The organism is Halorussus sp. MSC15.2, assembly GCF_010747475.1.
In the GTDB taxonomy this organism is placed as follows: domain Archaea; phylum Halobacteriota; class Halobacteria; order Halobacteriales; family Haladaptataceae; genus Halorussus.
The window spans coordinates 675,208-692,796 of the sequence record NZ_VSLZ01000003.1 but is presented as its reverse complement, the minus strand read 5'-3'; the positions used below and the strand labels follow the sequence as shown (position 1 = coordinate 692,796).

General features: G+C 64.8%; 17 protein-coding genes and 1 tRNA gene. 14 read left to right on the top strand and 4 right to left on the bottom strand.

All coding sequences use genetic code 11. The annotated features are described in order from the left end of the window. Positions 1 to 27: 27 nt before the first annotated feature. Complete coding sequence (locus FXF75_RS14780; protein ID WP_163522606.1) at positions 28 to 447, bottom strand: group I intron-associated PD-(D/E)XK endonuclease; 420 nt, start codon at positions 445 to 447, stop codon at positions 28 to 30. Between the two features lie 232 nt (positions 448 to 679). Beyond that, positions 680 to 752 (bottom strand) — tRNA-Asp (locus tag FXF75_RS14775). A gap of 297 nt (positions 753 to 1,049) precedes the next feature. On the opposite strand from FXF75_RS14775, the gene FXF75_RS14770 reads away from it, so the two are divergent. From FXF75_RS14770 to FXF75_RS14710, 13 genes are all read left to right on the top strand, one after another. Further along, positions 1,050 to 1,277, top strand: coding sequence for a DNA-directed RNA polymerase subunit H (locus tag FXF75_RS14770; protein WP_163522605.1), 228 nt, complete (start codon positions 1,050 to 1,052; stop codon positions 1,275 to 1,277). Between the two features lie 2 nt (positions 1,278 to 1,279). After that, positions 1,280 to 2,845: a DNA-directed RNA polymerase subunit B'' gene (locus FXF75_RS14765; protein ID WP_163522604.1), complete on the top strand. Its 1,566-nt coding sequence runs from the start codon at positions 1,280 to 1,282 to the stop codon at positions 2,843 to 2,845. 1 nt (position 2,846) lies between these two features. Next, on the top strand, positions 2,847 to 4,673 hold the full coding sequence (gene rpoB / locus FXF75_RS14760; RefSeq protein WP_163522603.1) for a DNA-directed RNA polymerase subunit B: 1,827 nt from the start codon (positions 2,847 to 2,849) through the stop codon (positions 4,671 to 4,673). A gap of 3 nt (positions 4,674 to 4,676) precedes the next feature. Then, positions 4,677 to 7,589, top strand: coding sequence for a DNA-directed RNA polymerase subunit A' (locus tag FXF75_RS14755; RefSeq protein ID WP_163522602.1), 2,913 nt, complete (start codon positions 4,677 to 4,679; stop codon positions 7,587 to 7,589). Positions 7,590 to 7,620: 31 nt separating this feature from the next. Next, entirely contained in the window at positions 7,621 to 8,811 is a 1,191-nt protein-coding gene (rpoA2, locus tag FXF75_RS14750) for a DNA-directed RNA polymerase subunit A'' (protein ID WP_163522601.1), read from the top strand. 2 nt (positions 8,812 to 8,813) lie between these two features. Further along, positions 8,814 to 9,251, top strand: coding sequence for a NusA-like transcription termination signal-binding factor (locus FXF75_RS14745; protein WP_163522600.1), 438 nt, complete (start codon positions 8,814 to 8,816; stop codon positions 9,249 to 9,251). Positions 9,252 to 9,389: 138 nt separating this feature from the next. Further along, positions 9,390 to 10,268, top strand: a complete 879-nt coding sequence (locus tag FXF75_RS14740; RefSeq protein WP_163522599.1) for an alpha/beta fold hydrolase — start codon at positions 9,390 to 9,392, stop codon at positions 10,266 to 10,268. A gap of 278 nt (positions 10,269 to 10,546) precedes the next feature. Then, complete coding sequence (locus FXF75_RS14735; protein ID WP_205427581.1) at positions 10,547 to 11,470, top strand: hypothetical protein; 924 nt, start codon at positions 10,547 to 10,549, stop codon at positions 11,468 to 11,470. 2 nt (positions 11,471 to 11,472) lie between these two features. Beyond that, the gene (locus FXF75_RS14730) at positions 11,473 to 12,321 is read left to right on the top strand and encodes a PQQ-binding-like beta-propeller repeat protein (protein ID WP_163522598.1); all 849 of its coding nucleotides are present in this window, start codon (positions 11,473 to 11,475) and stop codon (positions 12,319 to 12,321) included. After that, positions 12,318 to 13,175, top strand: coding sequence for a PQQ-binding-like beta-propeller repeat protein (locus tag FXF75_RS23350; RefSeq protein ID WP_163522597.1), 858 nt, complete (start codon positions 12,318 to 12,320; stop codon positions 13,173 to 13,175). The genes FXF75_RS14730 and FXF75_RS23350 overlap by 4 nt, the downstream gene beginning before the upstream one ends. Before the next feature lie 184 nt (positions 13,176 to 13,359). Further along, positions 13,360 to 13,788 carry a 30S ribosomal protein S12 gene (locus FXF75_RS14720; protein ID WP_163522596.1) on the top strand — a complete coding sequence of 143 codons (429 nt, stop codon included), beginning with the start codon at positions 13,360 to 13,362 and terminating at the stop codon, positions 13,786 to 13,788. Between the two features lie 2 nt (positions 13,789 to 13,790). Then, on the top strand, positions 13,791 to 14,408 hold the full coding sequence (locus tag FXF75_RS14715; RefSeq protein ID WP_163522595.1) for a 30S ribosomal protein S7: 618 nt from the start codon (positions 13,791 to 13,793) through the stop codon (positions 14,406 to 14,408). A gap of 111 nt (positions 14,409 to 14,519) precedes the next feature. Then, positions 14,520 to 15,869, top strand: coding sequence for a sorbosone dehydrogenase family protein (locus tag FXF75_RS14710; RefSeq protein WP_163522594.1), 1,350 nt, complete (start codon positions 14,520 to 14,522; stop codon positions 15,867 to 15,869). 123 nt (positions 15,870 to 15,992) lie between these two features. Here the strand turns inward: FXF75_RS14710 and FXF75_RS14705 are convergent, their stop codons facing one another. Then, on the bottom strand, positions 15,993 to 16,322 hold the full coding sequence (locus FXF75_RS14705; RefSeq protein WP_163522593.1) for a cupin domain-containing protein: 330 nt from the start codon (positions 16,320 to 16,322) through the stop codon (positions 15,993 to 15,995). 140 nt (positions 16,323 to 16,462) lie between these two features. Between FXF75_RS14705 and FXF75_RS14700 the strand changes: the two genes are divergently transcribed. After that, positions 16,463 to 16,684 (top strand): hypothetical protein, encoded by a 222-nt coding sequence (locus FXF75_RS14700; RefSeq protein WP_163522592.1) that lies wholly within the window; start codon positions 16,463 to 16,465, stop codon positions 16,682 to 16,684. Positions 16,685 to 16,692: 8 nt separating this feature from the next. On the opposite strand, the gene FXF75_RS14695 is transcribed toward FXF75_RS14700, so the two are convergent. After that, positions 16,693 to 17,463: a DUF5781 family protein gene (locus FXF75_RS14695; RefSeq protein ID WP_163522591.1), complete on the bottom strand. Its 771-nt coding sequence runs from the start codon at positions 17,461 to 17,463 to the stop codon at positions 16,693 to 16,695. Between the last annotated feature and the right edge of the window lie 126 nt (positions 17,464 to 17,589).

Below are 17,589 nucleotides of genomic sequence, written 5' to 3'. Positions count from 1 at the left end.
CACGAATAGTCCGGTTCCTAACGAGAGTTATCCGAACTGTTCCGACAGAGCGTACTCGTTGGCCCAATTTATTCTCGACTCCGGAGCCTTCGGATGGGGGTCTTCGACTCGTAACCGCATCTCACCGTCGCCCGTCTCCTCTATGGGGACCCAATACACCGAATCGGTATCGGCGGAGTACACTGCGTACGCGTCGATTTCCTCCGACGTGTAGTCCGAGTCGACGCGGCCCTCCGAGTTCACGACCGACGTGTAGAGATTGAACCGGACGGTGCCGTTGGTCCAGTTTCCGGTTTTACATTGTACTCGGTGGAGTCGGTCTCCGTCGTCGGCCACGAGGTCGTATCGGTCGTTGTCTCCGAACGGGACCGAAACCGAGGCACCGACCCGCATCAGTCTGGCGAGAATCGTCACCTCCGTTTCGTCACCCTTCCGTGACGTATTCATCGTGTGGCGAGGGTGTGCCGTCTTCGTATTTAAACGATAACCGTAACCGGTCCGTCCTGCGTCGTAGCGAGTCTTGGTGTGTCCGTGTTCCGGAGAACGCACCTTCGAACGGTCACTCTATAGGTAGCCGTTCCCTAACCTCGCTCTACTAATGTACGTGGACGTCTCTAGAAGATTTAGGTGTCAGTTACAGTACGCTGACTGCTGTCGAACGTGAGTTCGAGTAGAAGGACGCCCGAGGCGGGATTTGAACCCGCGTCACGACCGTGACAGGGTCGTATGATGGGCCACTACACCACCCGGGCCTTCGTACGCATTCCTTCGTTGTCCCCGGTTGGACTTAAGGCTTCTCAAACGAACCGGTCACGTCACGGTGTGCCGTCCGCCGGTCACTGAGACACGTGCCCCCGCCCCAAACGATTTAACCCTTCGCGAAGTCGATGACGTTTGTGGGCACTCGCCCGGAACCGCGTTCCGACGGGGTGGGTCGGACAGCTAGCCGTGCGCGGGACACTTAGCAAGCCTTAAATGAGTTCCCTGTGTATTGCCCTGTAGTATCTCGTGATAGCCATTTCTCCCTTTCGCCAGACAACCCACCACACATGGTAGACGTAAGCCAACACGACATGGTTCCGGACCACAGCATCGTCGACGACGAGGAGTTAGACGACGTGCTGGAGGAGTACGACATCAAACCGACCGACTTACCCAAGATACAACGCACCGACGCCGCACTGCCGGACGACGCGGAGGTCGGTGACGTCATCAAAATCGTGCGCGATTCCCGAACGACAGACACCGCGACCATATACCGACTCGTCGTAGAATAATAATGAACAGAGAAGACCGACGCGAGATTTCCCGAGAGTACTTCTCGAAGGAACGACTCGCAGAACACCACTACCGCTCGTTCAACAGCTTCCTGAATCGCGGCATGCAGGAGGTCGTCGACGAGAAGGGAACGATAGACACCGACATCGGTGACAAGGAAGACGAAGAACCCGTCCACGTCGAACTCAGCGACGTTCGCATCGTGACCCCGCGCGTGCGGGAGGCCGACGGGAGCGAGGAACTCCTGTACCCGCAGGAAGCCCGCCTCCGGAACATCACCTACGCCGCGCCCGTGTTCATGGAGATGTCCATCGTGAAAGGCGAGGGCGAGGACGAGCGCGTCGTCGACTCGACGGAGACCAAGGTGGGCCGCATGCCCATCATGGTCGGCTCGGAGAAGTGTAACATCGCGGGCTTCTCCGACGAGGAACTCATCGAAATCGGCGAGGACCCCGCCGACCCCGGCGGCTACTTCATCGTCAACGGCTCCGAGCGCGTGCTGATGACGAGCGAGGACCTCGCGCCGAACAAGATTCTCGCGGAGTACGACACCAAGTACGGCGACGAGATTCAGGTCGCCAAGACGTTCAGCCAGCGCCGGGGCTACCGCGCGCTGGTGTTGGCGGAGCGGACCCGCGACGGTCTGCTCGAAGTGTCGTTCCCCTCGGTCTCGGGGAGCGTCAACTTCGTCACCCTCGTCCGGGCGCTCGGTCTCGAATCCGACGAGGAAATCGTCCACCGCGTCTCGGACGACCCCGAAATCGTGAAGTTCATGCTCGAGAATCTGGAGGAGGCCGACGTCCAGACCGAGGAGGAAGCCATCGAGAAACTCGGCAAGCGCGTCGCCTCCGGACAGGGCAAGAACTACCAGCTCAAACGGGCCAACTACGTAATCGACCGTTACCTCCTGCCGCACCTCCACGAGGAGGGCGTCGAGGAGGAGGACGTGCGCATCAACAAGGCGTACTACCTCTGCCGGATGGCCGAGGCCTGCTTCGAACTCGCGCTCGACCGGCGCGAACCCGACGACAAGGACCACTACGCCAACAAGCGCCTGAAGGTCTCGGGCGACCTGATGAAAGACCTGTTCCGGACCGCGCTCAACAAGCTGGCCCGGGACGTGAAGTACCAGTTGGAGCGGGCGAACATGCGTAACCGTCAGCTCTCGGTCAACACCGTGGTCCGGTCCGACGTGCTGACCGAACGACTCGAACACCCCATCGCTACGGGGAACTGGGTCGGTGGCCGCTCGGGCGTCTCCCAACTGGTGGACCGCACCGACTTCATGGGCGTGCTGTCGCACCTGCGGCGTCTCCGCTCGCCGCTCTCGCGGAGCCAGCCCCACTTCGAGGCGCGCGACCTGCACGCGACCCAGTGGGGTCGCATCTGTCCCTCGGAGACCCCCGAGGGACCGAACTGTGGGCTGGTGAAGAACTTCGCGCAGGCGATGGAGCTCTCCCAGAACATAGACGACGAACAGGGCCTGAAACGAGAACTGGCGTCGATGGGTGTCGAAGGCATCCCCGGTATCGAAGGCGTCGAACCAACTGCGAGCGCGGACGACTAACATGAGTCAGGGACGAGAAGCGAAAGTATACGTGAACGGTAGTCTGGTCGGTACCCACCCCGACCCGGAACAGCTCGCCGAACAAGTCCGCCACGCCCGCCGCCGCGGCGACGTGAGCGAGATGGTCAACGTCTCCATCAAGGAGCGGACCCGCGAGGTAATCATCAACGCCGACGCTGGGCGCGCCCGCCGACCCCTCCTCGTCGTCGAGGACGGCGAACCCCTCGCGACCGAGGAAGAGGTCGAGGCGCTCAAGAACGGCGACCTCGAATTCGAGGACCTCGTCGAACGCGGCAAGGTCGAGTTCATCGACGCCGAGGAGGAGGAGGACATCTACGTCGCGGTGGACGAGGAACACCTCACCGAGGACCACACTCACCTCGAAGTGGACCCGCAACTCATCTTCGGTATCGGTGCGGGCATGGTCCCGTACCCCGAACACAACGCCTCGCCCCGGATTACGATGGGGTCGGGGATGATTAAGCAGTCGCTCGGGCTTCCCGCGGCCAACTACCGCATTCGGCCCGACACGCGTCAACACCTCCTGCACTACCCCCAGCTCTCGATGGTCAAGACCCAGACTACCGAGCAAATCGGGTACGACGAGCGACCCGCGGCACAGAACTTCACGGTCGCGGTCATGTCCTACGAGGGGTTCAACATCGAGGACGCGCTCGTGCTCAACGGCGGGTCGGTCGACCGCGCGCTCGCCCGGTCGCACTTCTTCCGGACCTACGAGGGCGAGGAACGGCGCTACCCCGGCGGACAGGAGGACCGCTTCGAGATTCCGAGCGACGACGTGCGCGGCGCACGCGGTGAAGACGCGTACACCCACCTCGACGACGACGGTCTGGTCAACCCCGAGACCCGGGTGGACGAGAACTCGGTTCTGCTCGGCAAGACCAGTCCGCCCCGGTTCCTCGAAGAACCCGACGACATGGGCGGTCTCTCCCCGCAGAAGCGTCGGGAGACCTCGGTTACCATGCGCTCGGGCGAGTCCGGTGTCGTGGACACGGTCACGCTGATGGAGGGCGAGGACGGTTCCAAGCTCTCGAAGGTGTCTGTGCGCGACGAGCGCATCCCCGAACTCGGCGACAAGTTCGCGTCCCGACACGGCCAGAAGGGCGTCGTCGGTCACATCGCCCCGCAGGAGGACATGCCCTTCACCGAGCAGGGCGTCGTTCCCGACCTCATCATCAACCCCCACGCCCTGCCGTCCCGGATGACGGTCGGCCACGTGCTGGAGATGATTGGCGGCAAGGTCGGTGCCCTCGAAGGTCGCCGCGTGGACGGGACGCCGTTCACGGGCGAGGACGAGGAGGAACTCCGCGGCGGACTCGAAGAACAGGGCTTCAAGTCCTCCGGTAAGGAGATTATGTACTCCGGCGTCACCGGCGAGAAGATTGAGGCCGAGATTTTCATCGGCACTATCTTCTACCAGAAGCTCTACCACATGGTCTCGAACAAGCTCCACGCCCGCTCCCGCGGGCCGGTACAGGTCCTCACGCGCCAGCCCACGGAAGGGCGCGCCCGCGAGGGCGGACTCCGCGTCGGGGAGATGGAGCGCGACGTTCTCATCGGTCACGGCGCGGCCCTGACCCTGAAGGAACGACTCCTCGACGAATCCGACCGCGAGTGGATTTACGTCTGTGCGAACTGCGGCATGAGCGCGGTCGAGAACGTCGAACAGAACCGCGTCTACTGTCCGAACTGCGACGAGGAGACCGACATCCACGAAATCGAGATGTCCTACGCGTTCAAACTCCTGCTGGACGAGATGAAGGCGCTCGGCATCGCACCGCGACTCGAACTCGAAGACGCTGTCTAAACCATGTCAACAGGACAAACACCCAAGGAAATCGGCGAAATCAGCTTCGGGCTGATGGACCCGGAGGAGTACCGAGAGATGTCGGCGACCAAGATTATCACCGCCGACACGTACGACGACGACGGCTTCCCCATCGACATGGGGCTGATGGACCCCCGACTGGGGGTCATCGACCCCGGACTCGAATGCAAGACCTGCGGGAAGCACTCCGGGTCGTGTAACGGCCACTTCGGCCACATCGAACTCGCCGCGCCCGTCATCCACGTCGGGTTCACGAAGCTCATCCGACGACTGCTTCGGGGCACCTGCCGAAACTGCTCGCGCCTCCTGCTCACCGACGAGGAGAAGGAGAAGTACGAGTCCAAACTCACCCGGACCCGCGAACTGGGCAACGACCTCACCGACGTGACCAAGTCCGCCATCCGGGAGGCCCGCAAGAAGGACCGCTGTCCCTACTGCGGGGAGGTCCAGTACGACATCAACCACGAGAAGCCGACGACCTACTATGAGGTCCAGCAGGTCCTCACCAGCGAGTACTCCGAAATCATCGCGTCCGCGATGCAGGGCGACGAGGAGGAGGACCGCGAACCGATGGCTCCACAGGAACTGTCGGACCTGACCGACATCGACCTCTCGCGCATCAACGACATCATGTCGGGCGAATTCCGCCCGCGCGAGTCCGACCGGAAGGCCATCGAGAAGGCCCTCGACATCGACCTGACCGAGGAGGACATGAACAAACTGATGCCCAGCGACATCCGGGACTGGTTCGAGGACATCCCGGACGAGGACGTCGAGACGCTCGGCATCAACTCCGACCGCTCGCGACCCGAGTGGATGATTCTGACGGTGCTGCCGGTACCGCCGGTCACCGCCCGACCGTCCATCACGCTCGACAACGGGCAGCGCTCGGAAGACGACCTGACTCACAAGCTGGTGGACATCATTCGCATCAACCAGCGGTTCATGGAGAACCGCGAGGCGGGTGCGCCCCAACTCATCATCGAGGACCTCTGGGAACTGCTCCAGTACCACGTCACCACGTTCATGGACAACGAAATCTCGGGCACGCCGCCCGCCCGCCACCGCTCCGGACGACCCCTCAAGACCCTCAGTCAGCGGCTGAAGGGCAAGGAAGGTCGCTTCCGCGGTTCGCTGTCCGGCAAGCGTGTCAACTTCTCGGCGCGGACCGTCATCTCGCCCGACCCGACCCTCTCGCTGAACGAGGTCGGCGTCCCCGAGCGCGTGGCCCGCGAGATGACCCAGACGATGAACGTCACCGAGCGCAACAAGGAAGAGGCCCGCCGCTACGTCGCCAACGGTCCGGAGGGCCACCCCGGCGCGAACTACGTCAAGCGGCCCGACGGCCGCCGCCTGAAGGTGACCGAGAAGAACTGCGAGGAACTCTCGACCAAGGTCGAGGCCGGTTGGGAGGTCAACCGTCACATGGTGGACGGCGACATCGTCATCTTCAACCGCCAGCCCTCGCTCCACCGGATGTCCATCATGGCCCACGAAGTGGTCGTGATGCCGTACAAGACGTTCCGCCTCAACACCGTCGTCTGTCCGCCGTACAACGCCGACTTCGACGGCGACGAGATGAACATGCACGCGCTCCAGAACGAGGAGGCCCGCGCGGAGGCGCGCGTCCTCATGCGCGTGCAGGAACAGATTCTGTCGCCGCGCTTCGGCGAGAACATCATCGGGGCGATTCAGGACCACATCTCCGGGATGTACCTGCTCACGAACGAGAACCCGCAGTTCAACGAGACGCAGGCGCTGGACCTCCTGCGGGCGACTCGCATCGACGAACTCCCCGACCCCTCCGGACACGAGGACGGCGAACCCTACTGGACCGGCCGGGACATCTTCTCGGAACTGCTCCCGAGCGACCTCAACCTCGAGTTCACCGGCACGGTGGGCGACGACGTGATAATCGAGGACGGCCAGCTCGTTCAGGGCACCATCGCCGAGGACGAGGTGGGCGAGTTCGGCGGGAAGATTGTGGACACCATCACGAAAGTCTACGGCAACACCCGCTCGCGCATCTTCATCAACGAGGTGGCCGCGCTCGCGATGCGCTCCATCATGCACTTCGGGTTCTCCATCGGAATCGACGACGAGTCGGTCCCGGAGGAGGCCCAGAACCGCATCGACGAGGCCATCGACAACGCATACGACCGGGTCGAGGAACTCATCGAGACCTACCAGAACGGCGACCTCGAATCCCTGCCCGGCCGGACCGTGGACGAGACGCTGGAGATGAAGATTATGCAGACGCTCGGCAAGGCCCGCGACTCCGCGGGTGACATCGCCGAGGAGCACTTCGCCGACGACAACCCCGCCGTGGTCATGGCCGAGTCCGGCGCGCGTGGGTCGATGCTCAACCTGACCCAGATGGCCGGGGCGGTCGGCCAGCAGGCGGTCCGCGGCGAGCGAATCAATCGCGGGTACGAGGACCGCACCCTCAGCCACTACAAGCCAAACGACCTCTCGGCGGAGGCCCACGGCTTCGTGGAGCACTCCTACACCGGCGGACTCGACCCCCGGGAGTTCTTCTTCCACGCGATGGGCGGACGCGAGGGACTGGTGGACACCGCGGTCCGGACCTCCAAGTCCGGCTACCTCCAGCGCCGACTCATCAACGCGCTCTCGGAACTCGAAACCCAGTACGACGGCACGGTTCGGGACACCTCCGACACCATCGTCCAGTTCGAGTTCGGCGAGGACGGGACCAGTCCCGTGAAGGTCTCCTCGAACGACGAGAGCGACATCGACGTCGAGCAGATTGCCGACCGAATCCTCGACGAGGAGTTCGGCAGCGACGAGCGCAGACAGGAGTTCCTCGGCGAGAAACTCCCGCCGACGAACCTCTCGGAACACGTCGACGCTCGACAGGCCCAGAGCGACGACTGACGCCACAGCTTCCAACCAACTCACCGAAACCATGACCGACTACGACGTATCCGAAGACATCGAGGCCGTCGTCGAGGACACCGACCTCCCCCGACGGCTGAAAGACGAGGTGTACAGCACCGTGGAAGCCCGCGACGGCGTCACCGCCGAGCACGCCGACCAAATCGCTCGCGCCGTCGAGAACCGGCATCTCGACACGCGCGTCGACCCGCTCGACCCCGTGGGGACCGTCTCCGCACAGAGTATCGGGGAACCCGGGACCCAGATGACGATGAACACGTTCCACTACGCGGGGGTCGCGGAGATTGACGTGACGCAGGGTCTCCCCCGACTCATCGAGTTGGTGGACGCTCGGAAGACCCCGGACACGCCGATGATGACCGTCCACCTCGAAGACGAGTACGCCACCGACCGCGAGAAGGCCCACGAGGTCGTCTGGCAGATAGAGGCGACTCGGATTCTGGCGCTGGGCGACATCTCGACCAACGTGGCCGACATGGTGGTGTCCATCGACCTCAACGAGGACACCCTTGAAGAACGGATGATAACGCCCGACGAAATCGCGGGCATCATCGAGGACGAACTCGGCGTCGAGACCACCCAGCAAGGGGCGGTCATCGAGTTCGGCCCCGACGAGCCGAGTTACCGCGACCTGCTCCAGTTGGTCGAACAGCTACGGGACATCGTGTTCAAGGGCATCGAGGACATCTCCCGAGTCGTCATCCGGAAGGAGCAACTCGACGACGGCGAGGAGTTCATCCTCTACACCGAGGGGTCGGCCTTCGGCGACGTGATGGAGATAGAGGGCGTGGACGCCAGTCGGACCACCTCGAACAACATCCACGAGATTCACAAGAACCTCGGCATCGAGGCGGCCCGCGAGGCCATCATCGAGGAGACGATGAACACCCTCGAAGAGCAGGGTCTCGACGACGTGAACATCCGCCACCTGATGCTGGTCGCCGACATCATGACCAACCGGGGCGAAATCGAGTCCATCGGTCGCCACGGCATCTCGGGGAGCAAGGAGTCGGTCCTCGCTCGCGCGGCGTTCGAGGTCACCGTCAACCACCTGCTCGACGCCGCCATCCACGGCGAGGTGGACGACCTCAACGGCGTGACCGAGAACGTCATCGTCGGGAAACCCATCAAGCTCGGCACGGGCGACGTGGACCTCCGGATGGGGTCCTCGATGAGTTCCGAGCCGGAAGCCTCCGACTGAGAATGGTCGTCACGCTCTCGGACACGGCCCGCCAGTTCATCGCCCTCTTCGAGGACGAGACCGGCGCGACCGCCCGCGACTGCGTCGTCTTCGAGGACGGGGAAGACGGCGACGAGCGCGTGGTCTTCATCGTCAAGCCCGGCGACATGGCGCAGGCCATCGGGTCGGGCGGCGAGACCGTCCGGAACGTCGAATCCCAACTGGGCAAATCGGTGATGCTGGTCGAAGACGCCGACACGCCCGAGGCGTTCGTGGCCAACGCGCTCGCCCCGGCGGCGGTGTACAACGTCACCGTCAGCGAGGACGACGAGACGGTCGCCTACGCCGAGGTGGACTCCGAGGACACCGGCGTCGCCATCGGCGAGGACGGCCGGAACATCGCGGCCGCGGAGAGACTCGCCAAGCGCCACTACGACATCGACGACATCCAGTTGACCTGAACGCGGGTCTCGTCCGACCGCGTCTCGATTTCTCACAGTCCGATTTTCGCGTTTCGATTCCGTCCGGCGGTTCGGTATCGTGTCGCTCCGCACGCAGCTCCGGGTAGGTTCATCTCCGTCGAGCGCCTCCCAGACGCCATGCCTACAGTCCGGACGAACGACGTCGAAACCTACTACGAGCGACGCGGCGACGGACCGCCGCTCGTCTTCGTTCACGGCGCTATCCTCGACCACTCTCAGTGGGACCCCCAGGTGGACGCCTTGAGCGACGAGTACACCACTATCGCCTACGACGTTCGAGGCCACGGCCGAACCGGCGGGTCGCCCAGAGACGCCTACTCCATCGACCTGTTCGCCGCCGACCTCGACGCGCTCGTCACGGCGTTAGGTCTCGACTCCCCCGTCGTTTGCGGACTTTCGACCGGCGGATGCATCGCTCAGACGTACGCGGCCGCTCGCCCCGACCGATTGGCCGGACTGATTCTGGCCGATACGTTCACCCCCGAACTGTTCGACCGACGCGAGTGGCTCCAGCGGTCCGTCGCGCTGCGGGCCGCCGTCCCGCCGGTCCGTCTCGTCGGCTACGAACGGGTCGAGCGCGCGCTGGTGTGGCTCCAGCGGCGATTCCACGGCGAAGGGGTCAGCGGCGACTACGAGAAGATAGAGCGGCTCCGGAGGGACGGTCCGAAGATGGAGACCGAGGAGTTCGCCAAGGTCGTCCACGCCGTCGCGGCGTTCCACGAGACGGCGCTGGACCTCTCGGCGATTACCGTCCCGACGCTGGTGCTGTACGGCGAGAACGAACCGCCGTTCGTCCGGCGACACGCGCCGAAGTTGGGTGCGGCGATTCCGAACGCAACGGTCCGGGAGATTCCGGGCGCGGGTCACGCTTCCAACCTCGACAATCCGGCGTTCTTCACCGACGCCGTGCGCGAGTTCCTCGCCGGGGTTCGTCCGTCGGAGGCCGTTTCTGCGGACGATGCACGTACCGAGGACGGGCGGCGAGACGACCGCTAAAATGTTGCCCCAGCAACAGTTCTACGCCTGTGGAATCCGCTAACTGCGCGGCTGACTCCCGCAAGTTAGGTCGTTCTCCCCGTAACGTATCAGAGAAACGTTCGAAGACGCCCCGCTGATTCGGCGGCTCTACCGCCGAAAATACTGCCGACCAGCGGTCGAGAGCCACCGTCGGCCGCTCGCTCTGATGGCTCAACGCCGAAATTTTAGGTTCGAGAGCCGTGTTTCCGAGGGAAAAACAGTTTGTCGATAGTGGTGATGGTTCCGTGGGGATGGGAATGGAACTCAATGACACGGTATCGGACGACGTACCGGACGTGGACGAGCGCGACCGGCGCAACTTCCTCAAGATACTCGGCGTGACCGGGGGCGTCGGCGCGGCCTCGGAACTCTCGCTGTCCGACCTTCGCGGAGCGGTCGGCGAGGGGTCGGCCGACGAACTGGCGACGTACGGCGAGCGAATCCGGGCCGACCTCGCGGGCGGACTCGACGGGGGACGGCTCTCGGGGTCGCTCGCGGGTATCGAGGCGGGCATCGCCGAACTGCCGGAACTCCGGGCCGCGGGCTTTCCGGCCGAGCAGGGGACCGCGTATCAGGAGGTGGCCGCGCCCGCGTGGGACGCCTACGACCACCTCGCGGAGGTCGGCTTCTTCGCGGCGGCCGAGCGCCACCTGCCGGAGTTCACGCCCGACCACGTTCGAGCGACCGCCGCTGAGTTGATTCGGGCCGAACCGCTGACCGCGGCGCTCGCCGACGCGGGTCTCACCGAACGCGAGCGCACGGCGGCCGTCGTGGACGTCGTCAACGAGAACGAGCGACTCGCACACTGGGTCTCGACCGCCAGCCTCCCGGCCGACCCGGAGGACTACGACCCGGAGAACGTGGCACCGCTCCACCAGCGAGCGCTCGGCGGGGCGCTGCTCTGGATAGACGAACTCGACCAGCAACTCTGGCAGCGGGAAGTGTTACTGACCGAGTCCATGCTCGACGACGGCATCTGGGACGTGAAACAGATGCTGGGCGGGGTCCACATGTTCGTCTCCGCGGCGCGGGACCTCGCCGGTCCCGAGGAGTTGACCGACAGCCAACTCGCCGCCGCGCTCGCGGGCGGGTCGGCGATAGCGATTCGCGGACAGGAGGCCATCGAGGCGGACCTGTTCAGGATAACCGACGAGACGCGCGCACCGTTCGGAGGTGACTGACCATGAGTATCGACCAACCGCACGCCGACGTACGCACGACCGAAGACGGAACCGTCGTCCGGTATCTCGCGGACGGCCCGGAGACGATTCGACAGAGCGACCAGCAGATTCCGGAACTCAACGTCACACAGGAGATGCTGCTGGATTCGGGCGACGACCCCCAGAGCTGGCTGATGTACGGCGGTGGCTACCGCCAGCAGCGGTTCACGTCGGCGGACGTGATAACTCCGGAGAACGTCTCGGAACTCTCGCTGGAGTACACCATCAAGACCGACGAGAAGGGGAAGTTGGAGGGGACGCCCATCGTCGTGCCCTCGGACCCGCCCATCATGTACCAGACCAACGGTCCCGACGTGGTGCGGGCGGTCAACGCCCGGTCGGGCGAGGTGCTGTGGGTCTATCGGTTCGCGCCGGACCAACAGGGTCCCGACGAGAAACCGCCGCTCACCTGTTGCGGCGTGAACAACCGCGGGGCCGCGGTGCTGGGCGACACCCTCTACATGACGACGCTGACCGCCGACGTCGTCGCGATAAATCGCTACACCGGCGAGCAGAAGTGGCTGTACAACTCCGCGCCGACCGGGCAGGGGTACTCCGCGACGTGGGCACCCGTCGTCTACAACGGGAGCATCCTCAACGGAAGCGCGGGCGGCGAGTACGGCGTGCAGGGGTTCATCGAGTCCATCGACGCCGAGACCGGCGAGCGGGAGTGGCGCACGTCGATGCTCCCGAAGGAGCAGTGGGTCGGCGACGCGTGGAAGAACGGGGCGGCCACGAACTGGATGACCATCACGGTCGACCCGGACACCGACACGCTGTACGCCAACGTCGGCAATCCCGTCCCGACGTGAACGGTATCGTTCGGCCGGGACCGAACCCGTACTCGGACGCGGTCGTCGCGCTCGACACGAACAGCGGCGAGGTCCAGTGGTACTTCCAAGAGGTCCAGCACGACTGGTGGGACTGGGACGCCTCTCAGCCGCCGATTCTGTTCGACGCCGAGGTGGACGGCGAGACGCAGAAGGTCGTCAGTCACGCCGGAAAGACCGGGTGGAACTACCTGCTGGGGGCCGAGGACGGAAAGCTCTACGAGCGCAGCCGGGAGTTCTGCCAGCACCTCAACATGTGGTATCTGCCGCAGGACAACCTCGAAGACACGCCGTGGGTCATGCCCTCGGCCGACGGCGGCGGTGAGTGGAACCCGGCGTCTTACAGCCGTGAGACGGGGAACGTCCACGTGAAGGCGATGAACTACCCGAGCAAGTTCCAGTGGGACGAGGTCGGCGAGTGGGAGTACCCTTCGACGTACCTCGGCGGGAACTTCACCGTCTACCCCGCGATGCAGGACCCCGGTCCGGCACCCGACGAGTGGACTCAGCAACTCACGTACTTCTCGGCGGTGGACCCCGTGAGCGGGGACGTCGTCTGGCAGGACCGGTGGGAGAACTTCTCCCTCGGCGGGTCGATGAGTACGACCACCGGTCTCACCTTCGTCGGCAACGGGGACGGCGAGTTCATCGCCTACGATTCGGAAACCGGCGAGCGACTCTGGCAGTACCAGTTCGACGCCTCGGTCAACGCCTCGCCGATGAGTTGGTACGACCCGGGCGTCGGCAAGCAGTACGTCGCTGTTCAGGCGGGTGGCGGCGGCCTTCGCTCCGTCAAAGACGGTCGGACCGTCGGCGTGTTCTCGCTGGAAGGCTAACCGTCACGAATCATTTTTCGGGCCGTGAGCGAATCTGCTGACCGAACCGAACCTAAGCGGCGCGTAAAACAGCTCGCTGAGACGCGCTCAGATTCCGTAATCGGCCCCGCTTGAGCGATTTGCGGCCGTTACGGCCGCTCGAAAGAGGGAGGCTTAAGTAGCTCGGACGGATAGCACACGCCATATGGCGAACGGCAAGTACGCAGCGAGAAAGTTGAAGAAGGACCGCCAGAATCACCGGTGGTCCGACTCCGATTACGCCCGACGCGAGCGCGGTCTCGGGGAGAAGTCCGACCCCCTCGAAGGCGCTCCGCAGGGACGTGGCATCGTTCTCGAGAAAGTGGGCATCGAGGCCAAACAGCCCAACTCCGCGATTCGGAAGTGCGTCCGGGTCCAACTCATCAAGAACGGCAAGCAGGTCACCGCCTTCTGTCCCGGCGACGGTGCCATCTCGTTCATCGACGAACACGACGAGGTCACCATCGCGGGCATCGGCGGCGCGAAGGGTCGCGCGATGGGCGACCTCTCCGGCGTCAACTACAAGGTCGTGAAGGTCAACGGCGTGAGCCTCGAAGAACTAGTCCGTGGAAACGCTGAGAAGCCGGTGCGATAACTATGGCAGCAGAAGACCAACCCGAACCCGACAAGCCCGCGGGCACGGACGAAGAGGGAACGGCAGTCGCGAGTCTGTTCGGCGAGTGGGACATCACCAACATCGAGTACGACGACCCCTCGACCGAGCGCTACATCACGATTACGCCGGTCGCACACACGATGGGTCGCCACGCGTCCAAGCAGTTCCAGAAGAGCGAAATCTCCATCGTCGAGCGTCTCATCAACCGCCTGATGCAGACCGAGGAGAACACCGGCAAGAAGCAGAAGACGATGCAGATTACCCGCGAGGCGTTCGAGATGGTTCACGACCGCACCGACGAGAACCCGGTTCAGGTTCTCGTCACGGCGGTCGAGAACGCCGCCCCGCGCGAGGAGACCGTCCGCCTGAAGTACGGTGGTATCTCGGTCCCCAAGGCCGTCGACGTGGCGCCCCAGCGCCGGGTCGACCAAGCCCTGAAGTTCATCGCCGAGGGCGTCTACAGCGCGTCGTTCAAGACGCCGACCGACGCCTCCGAGGCGCTGGCCGACCAACTCGTCGGCGCGGCCAACTACGACGTTCAGACCTACGCTATCAACCAGAAAGAAGAGAAAGAGCGCGTCGCGGCCGCGGCCCGCTAAGCGGTTTCTTCTCTCTCGTCTTCTGCACCTCCAACAGTCGCGACGCTCCGCACACCGCGTCGCCCGACCGCGCATCGATGTTTTTAGGTGGCCCTAAAATCACGCACCCGTATGGGCGGACCATCGACCGGGCGGACGCGACGACAGTTCCTCGCAGTCGTCGGTGCGGCCGGACTCGCCGGCTGTGGCAGACTCGCTGAACGACGTAGCGGCCCCGAGTACGAACTCAACCACACCGCCGAGGAGTGGTCTCGATACGACCCCGGGTGGGAGAAACCGGCGTCGTCGCCGCTTTCGGCGTCGATATCGCCGGAGGTGTTGGTCGAGAATCTGGAGATTCCGTGGGACCTCGCGTTCGCGCCCACGGGCGAACTGTTCGTGACCGAGCGGACGGGCCGCGTCCACCGGTTCGACGGCGGCCAACTCCACCCCGTCGCGACGCCCGACGAGGTCATCGACGCCGAGGCGATGGCACCCGGTCCCGACGACAAGCCCCACTGGAAGACGTGGTTCGTCGAGGGCGGCGAAGGCGGGATGCTCGGCGTCGCGGTCCATCCGCGGTATCCGGAGGCCCCCTACCTCTTCGTCTACTTCACGGCGACGTCCGACGGCGACACGGTGAACCGCGTCGTCCGATACGACGTGGAGGCAGACGACCCGGCCGGAACGGGTCGAACCATCGTGGACGACATTCCCGCGGGCGGCGTCCACAACGGGGGCCGAATCGCGTTCGGTCCCGAGAACTACCTCTGGATTACGACCGGAGAGGCCGGCGAGGGTCCGCTGTCGCAGGACACCTCGTCGCTCGCCGGGAGCGTCCTCCGCGTGGACACCGTGGGCGAACCCGCGCCGGGGAACCCGGACCTGCCGGGCGACGACCCGGACCCGCGCGTCTACACCTACGGCCACCGGAACCCCCAGTGCATCACGTGGCTCCCCGACGCGACGCCGATTATCACCGAACACGGACCCGACGGCCACGACGAGGTGAACCGCCTCGTCCCCGGCGCGAACTACGGGTGGCCGGACGCGCGGACGGGACCGGAGTACGAGGCGAATCCCGCGTTCCACCGACCGCTCGTGAACACGACGGAGTCGTGGGGTCCCAGCGGCGGGGTGTTCTACACCGGGGAGGCCATACCGGAGTGGCGGAACCGACTCGTCTTCGGGTCCCTCATCGGCCAGCGCGTCAACGTGGTCTCCTTCGCCGACGACGCCGCGTCACTCCCGCCGGTCTCGGACGACCGCGGCCTGACGTTCGACGCGGCGTGGCACGACGACGCCTACGCCGCGAGCGCCCACTGGACGCTGACCGACGTACTCGGTCGTGTCCGGCACGTCGAGCAGGGACCCGACGGTCACCTCTACGCCGTCACGTCGAACCGCGACGGCAGACCGAAGGGCGACACGTTCCCGCGCCAGCGGGACGACGTGCTCGTTCGGTTGACGCCGACGGCGTAACGCCCCGGAAGTAGAATCGACCGCTCCGAGCAGTTGTTCGCTCTCCGGCCGAACCGCTCGGGTACTCCGAGTTCGGTCGGTTTCGGTTCGCCTTCGCCCCTCGCTCGGACGGCTCGATTTGGCTCACTCCCCGCCGGACGCTCCGACCAGCACGAACGTGCTCTCGGTATCGCCGTTGTGAATCTGGCGGGTCGCCTCGGCCGGAATTCGGACGGCCTCGCCCGCGGTCAGTTCCACGTCCTCGCCCTCGATGGTGACGGTGGCGGCCCCGTCTATCAGGACGTACACTTCCTCCTGTCCGTCCTCGGCGTGGTCGTGTTGCTTGCCCGTCCATCCGGGGTCGGCGTCGAGGATGGACACGCCCAGTTTCTCGCAGTCGAGGGGGTCCCGAAGGAAGCGCAGCCCCTCGCCGACCGGTTCCACGTCGCGGGAATCGACTTTAGTGTACGACATCGGCGGACGTACGGTCGGAGGGGTGTTCAGTTTGATGCTGGCGGCACTCTTCGGAGTGGAACACAGACTCGAACAGTGGTCCGGCGACGATTCCGGCCCCCGAATCGTATAAGGTAGTGGGATTAGAACACCGACATGTCATGGACGAAGCACTCGAAGTTCTGGACCTCGTCGCCGACTCAGGTCTCGACGGCGTCGTGACGTGGCTCCTCCGACTGCTCGGACTGCTCGTGCTCCTCGCGGGCGTCGGCCTGTGGCTGTTCGCCGAAGTCGGACTGCTCGTTCCGGCCCTGCTCGTCGGCGGTGGTATCGTCCTGTTGGTCGCGCCGAGCGTCCTGCTCGCACTCGCCGAAGTCGTGTAACCGACGACTCAGTCCGCCGCCTTCTCGCCACCGCCGACCGCGTACTCGCGGGTCGCGTCCACGAGCGACCGGCGGTACTCGCTCTCGCCGGGGTCGGGACCCAGCGACGCGAACCGGTGTTTGAACTCCGCGAGACCGACCTCGGGCGCGTCGTTCGCGGCCGCGTGCGCGAGGTCGTAGAGTCGGTGGTCCGAATCGACGAGGTCGTGACGCTCGACCAGCGCGAGAGCGAACGCGGCGTTGACCGCGGTCATCTCGGGGTCGGCGGTGCCGGTGAGTCGCAGGCCGTCGCGCTTGCGGGCCACCTCGTCCCGACTCCGGGCGGGTCGGTCTGCGACCGCGGCCGCGAGTTCGGATTCGAGGAAGGAGACGAGTTTGTCGGTCGGGCCGACCCGGAGCGTGATGTCGTCGGCGTAGATGTCTTTCATGTGGTTGGCTATCTGGTAGCAGTGGGTGACGCGCCTGCGCTCGACTGACTTGCCCGACAGCGCGAGGAACAGGACTTCCTCCGTGGACTGAGTGTGGGAGGGGTGGTCCTCCTCGTGGCGGGCCATGTGAGCGAACTCGTGGAGCGCGAGTTCGCGGGCCATCGCGCTGGTCGCGGCCTGTCGGGAGATGTTCAGCACGTGGTCGTCGGGGTGGGCGGTCCACGTCCGCTCGTCGGGGTTCTCCCGGACGTGGACGTGGACGGGCGAGTCGAGGTCGTGCTCGGTCTCGAAGAGGTCGCGGGCGCGGAGAAACGGCGCGGCCGGACCGGGACCGTGGACGTGAACCTCCATGCGTAACGGTCCCAAGGCTTCGGTCGGTATGACTCTTGCGCCGGTTGGCAGTGCTTGACGGTTTTCCGGCGGAGCGTACGGTGGTTTCGATATCGGCAAACGCCGTGAGTGCTTACCACCACCGAA

Excerpts from the sequence above, each read along its gene's own strand:
- FXF75_RS14780 (WP_163522606.1), bottom strand. The coding sequence starts at position 447 with ATGAATACGTCACGGAAGGGTGACGAAACGGAGGTGACGATTCTCGCC.
- FXF75_RS14770 (WP_163522605.1), top strand. The coding sequence starts at position 1,050 with ATGGTAGACGTAAGCCAACACGACATGGTTCCGGACCACAGCATCGTC.
- FXF75_RS14765 (WP_163522604.1), top strand. The coding sequence starts at position 1,280 with ATGAACAGAGAAGACCGACGCGAGATTTCCCGAGAGTACTTCTCGAAG.
- rpoB (WP_163522603.1), top strand. The coding sequence starts at position 2,847 with ATGAGTCAGGGACGAGAAGCGAAAGTATACGTGAACGGTAGTCTGGTC.
- FXF75_RS14755 (WP_163522602.1), top strand. The coding sequence starts at position 4,677 with ATGTCAACAGGACAAACACCCAAGGAAATCGGCGAAATCAGCTTCGGG.
- rpoA2 (WP_163522601.1), top strand. The coding sequence starts at position 7,621 with ATGACCGACTACGACGTATCCGAAGACATCGAGGCCGTCGTCGAGGAC.
- FXF75_RS14745 (WP_163522600.1), top strand. The coding sequence starts at position 8,814 with ATGGTCGTCACGCTCTCGGACACGGCCCGCCAGTTCATCGCCCTCTTC.
- FXF75_RS14740 (WP_163522599.1), top strand. The coding sequence starts at position 9,390 with ATGCCTACAGTCCGGACGAACGACGTCGAAACCTACTACGAGCGACGC.
- FXF75_RS14735 (WP_205427581.1), top strand. The coding sequence starts at position 10,547 with ATGGAACTCAATGACACGGTATCGGACGACGTACCGGACGTGGACGAG.
- FXF75_RS14730 (WP_163522598.1), top strand. The coding sequence starts at position 11,473 with ATGAGTATCGACCAACCGCACGCCGACGTACGCACGACCGAAGACGGA.
- FXF75_RS14720 (WP_163522596.1), top strand. The coding sequence starts at position 13,360 with ATGGCGAACGGCAAGTACGCAGCGAGAAAGTTGAAGAAGGACCGCCAG.
- FXF75_RS14715 (WP_163522595.1), top strand. The coding sequence starts at position 13,791 with ATGGCAGCAGAAGACCAACCCGAACCCGACAAGCCCGCGGGCACGGAC.
- FXF75_RS14710 (WP_163522594.1), top strand. The coding sequence starts at position 14,520 with ATGGGCGGACCATCGACCGGGCGGACGCGACGACAGTTCCTCGCAGTC.
- FXF75_RS14705 (WP_163522593.1), bottom strand. The coding sequence starts at position 16,322 with ATGTCGTACACTAAAGTCGATTCCCGCGACGTGGAACCGGTCGGCGAG.
- FXF75_RS14700 (WP_163522592.1), top strand. The coding sequence starts at position 16,463 with ATGGACGAAGCACTCGAAGTTCTGGACCTCGTCGCCGACTCAGGTCTC.
- FXF75_RS14695 (WP_163522591.1), bottom strand. The coding sequence starts at position 17,463 with ATGGAGGTTCACGTCCACGGTCCCGGTCCGGCCGCGCCGTTTCTCCGC.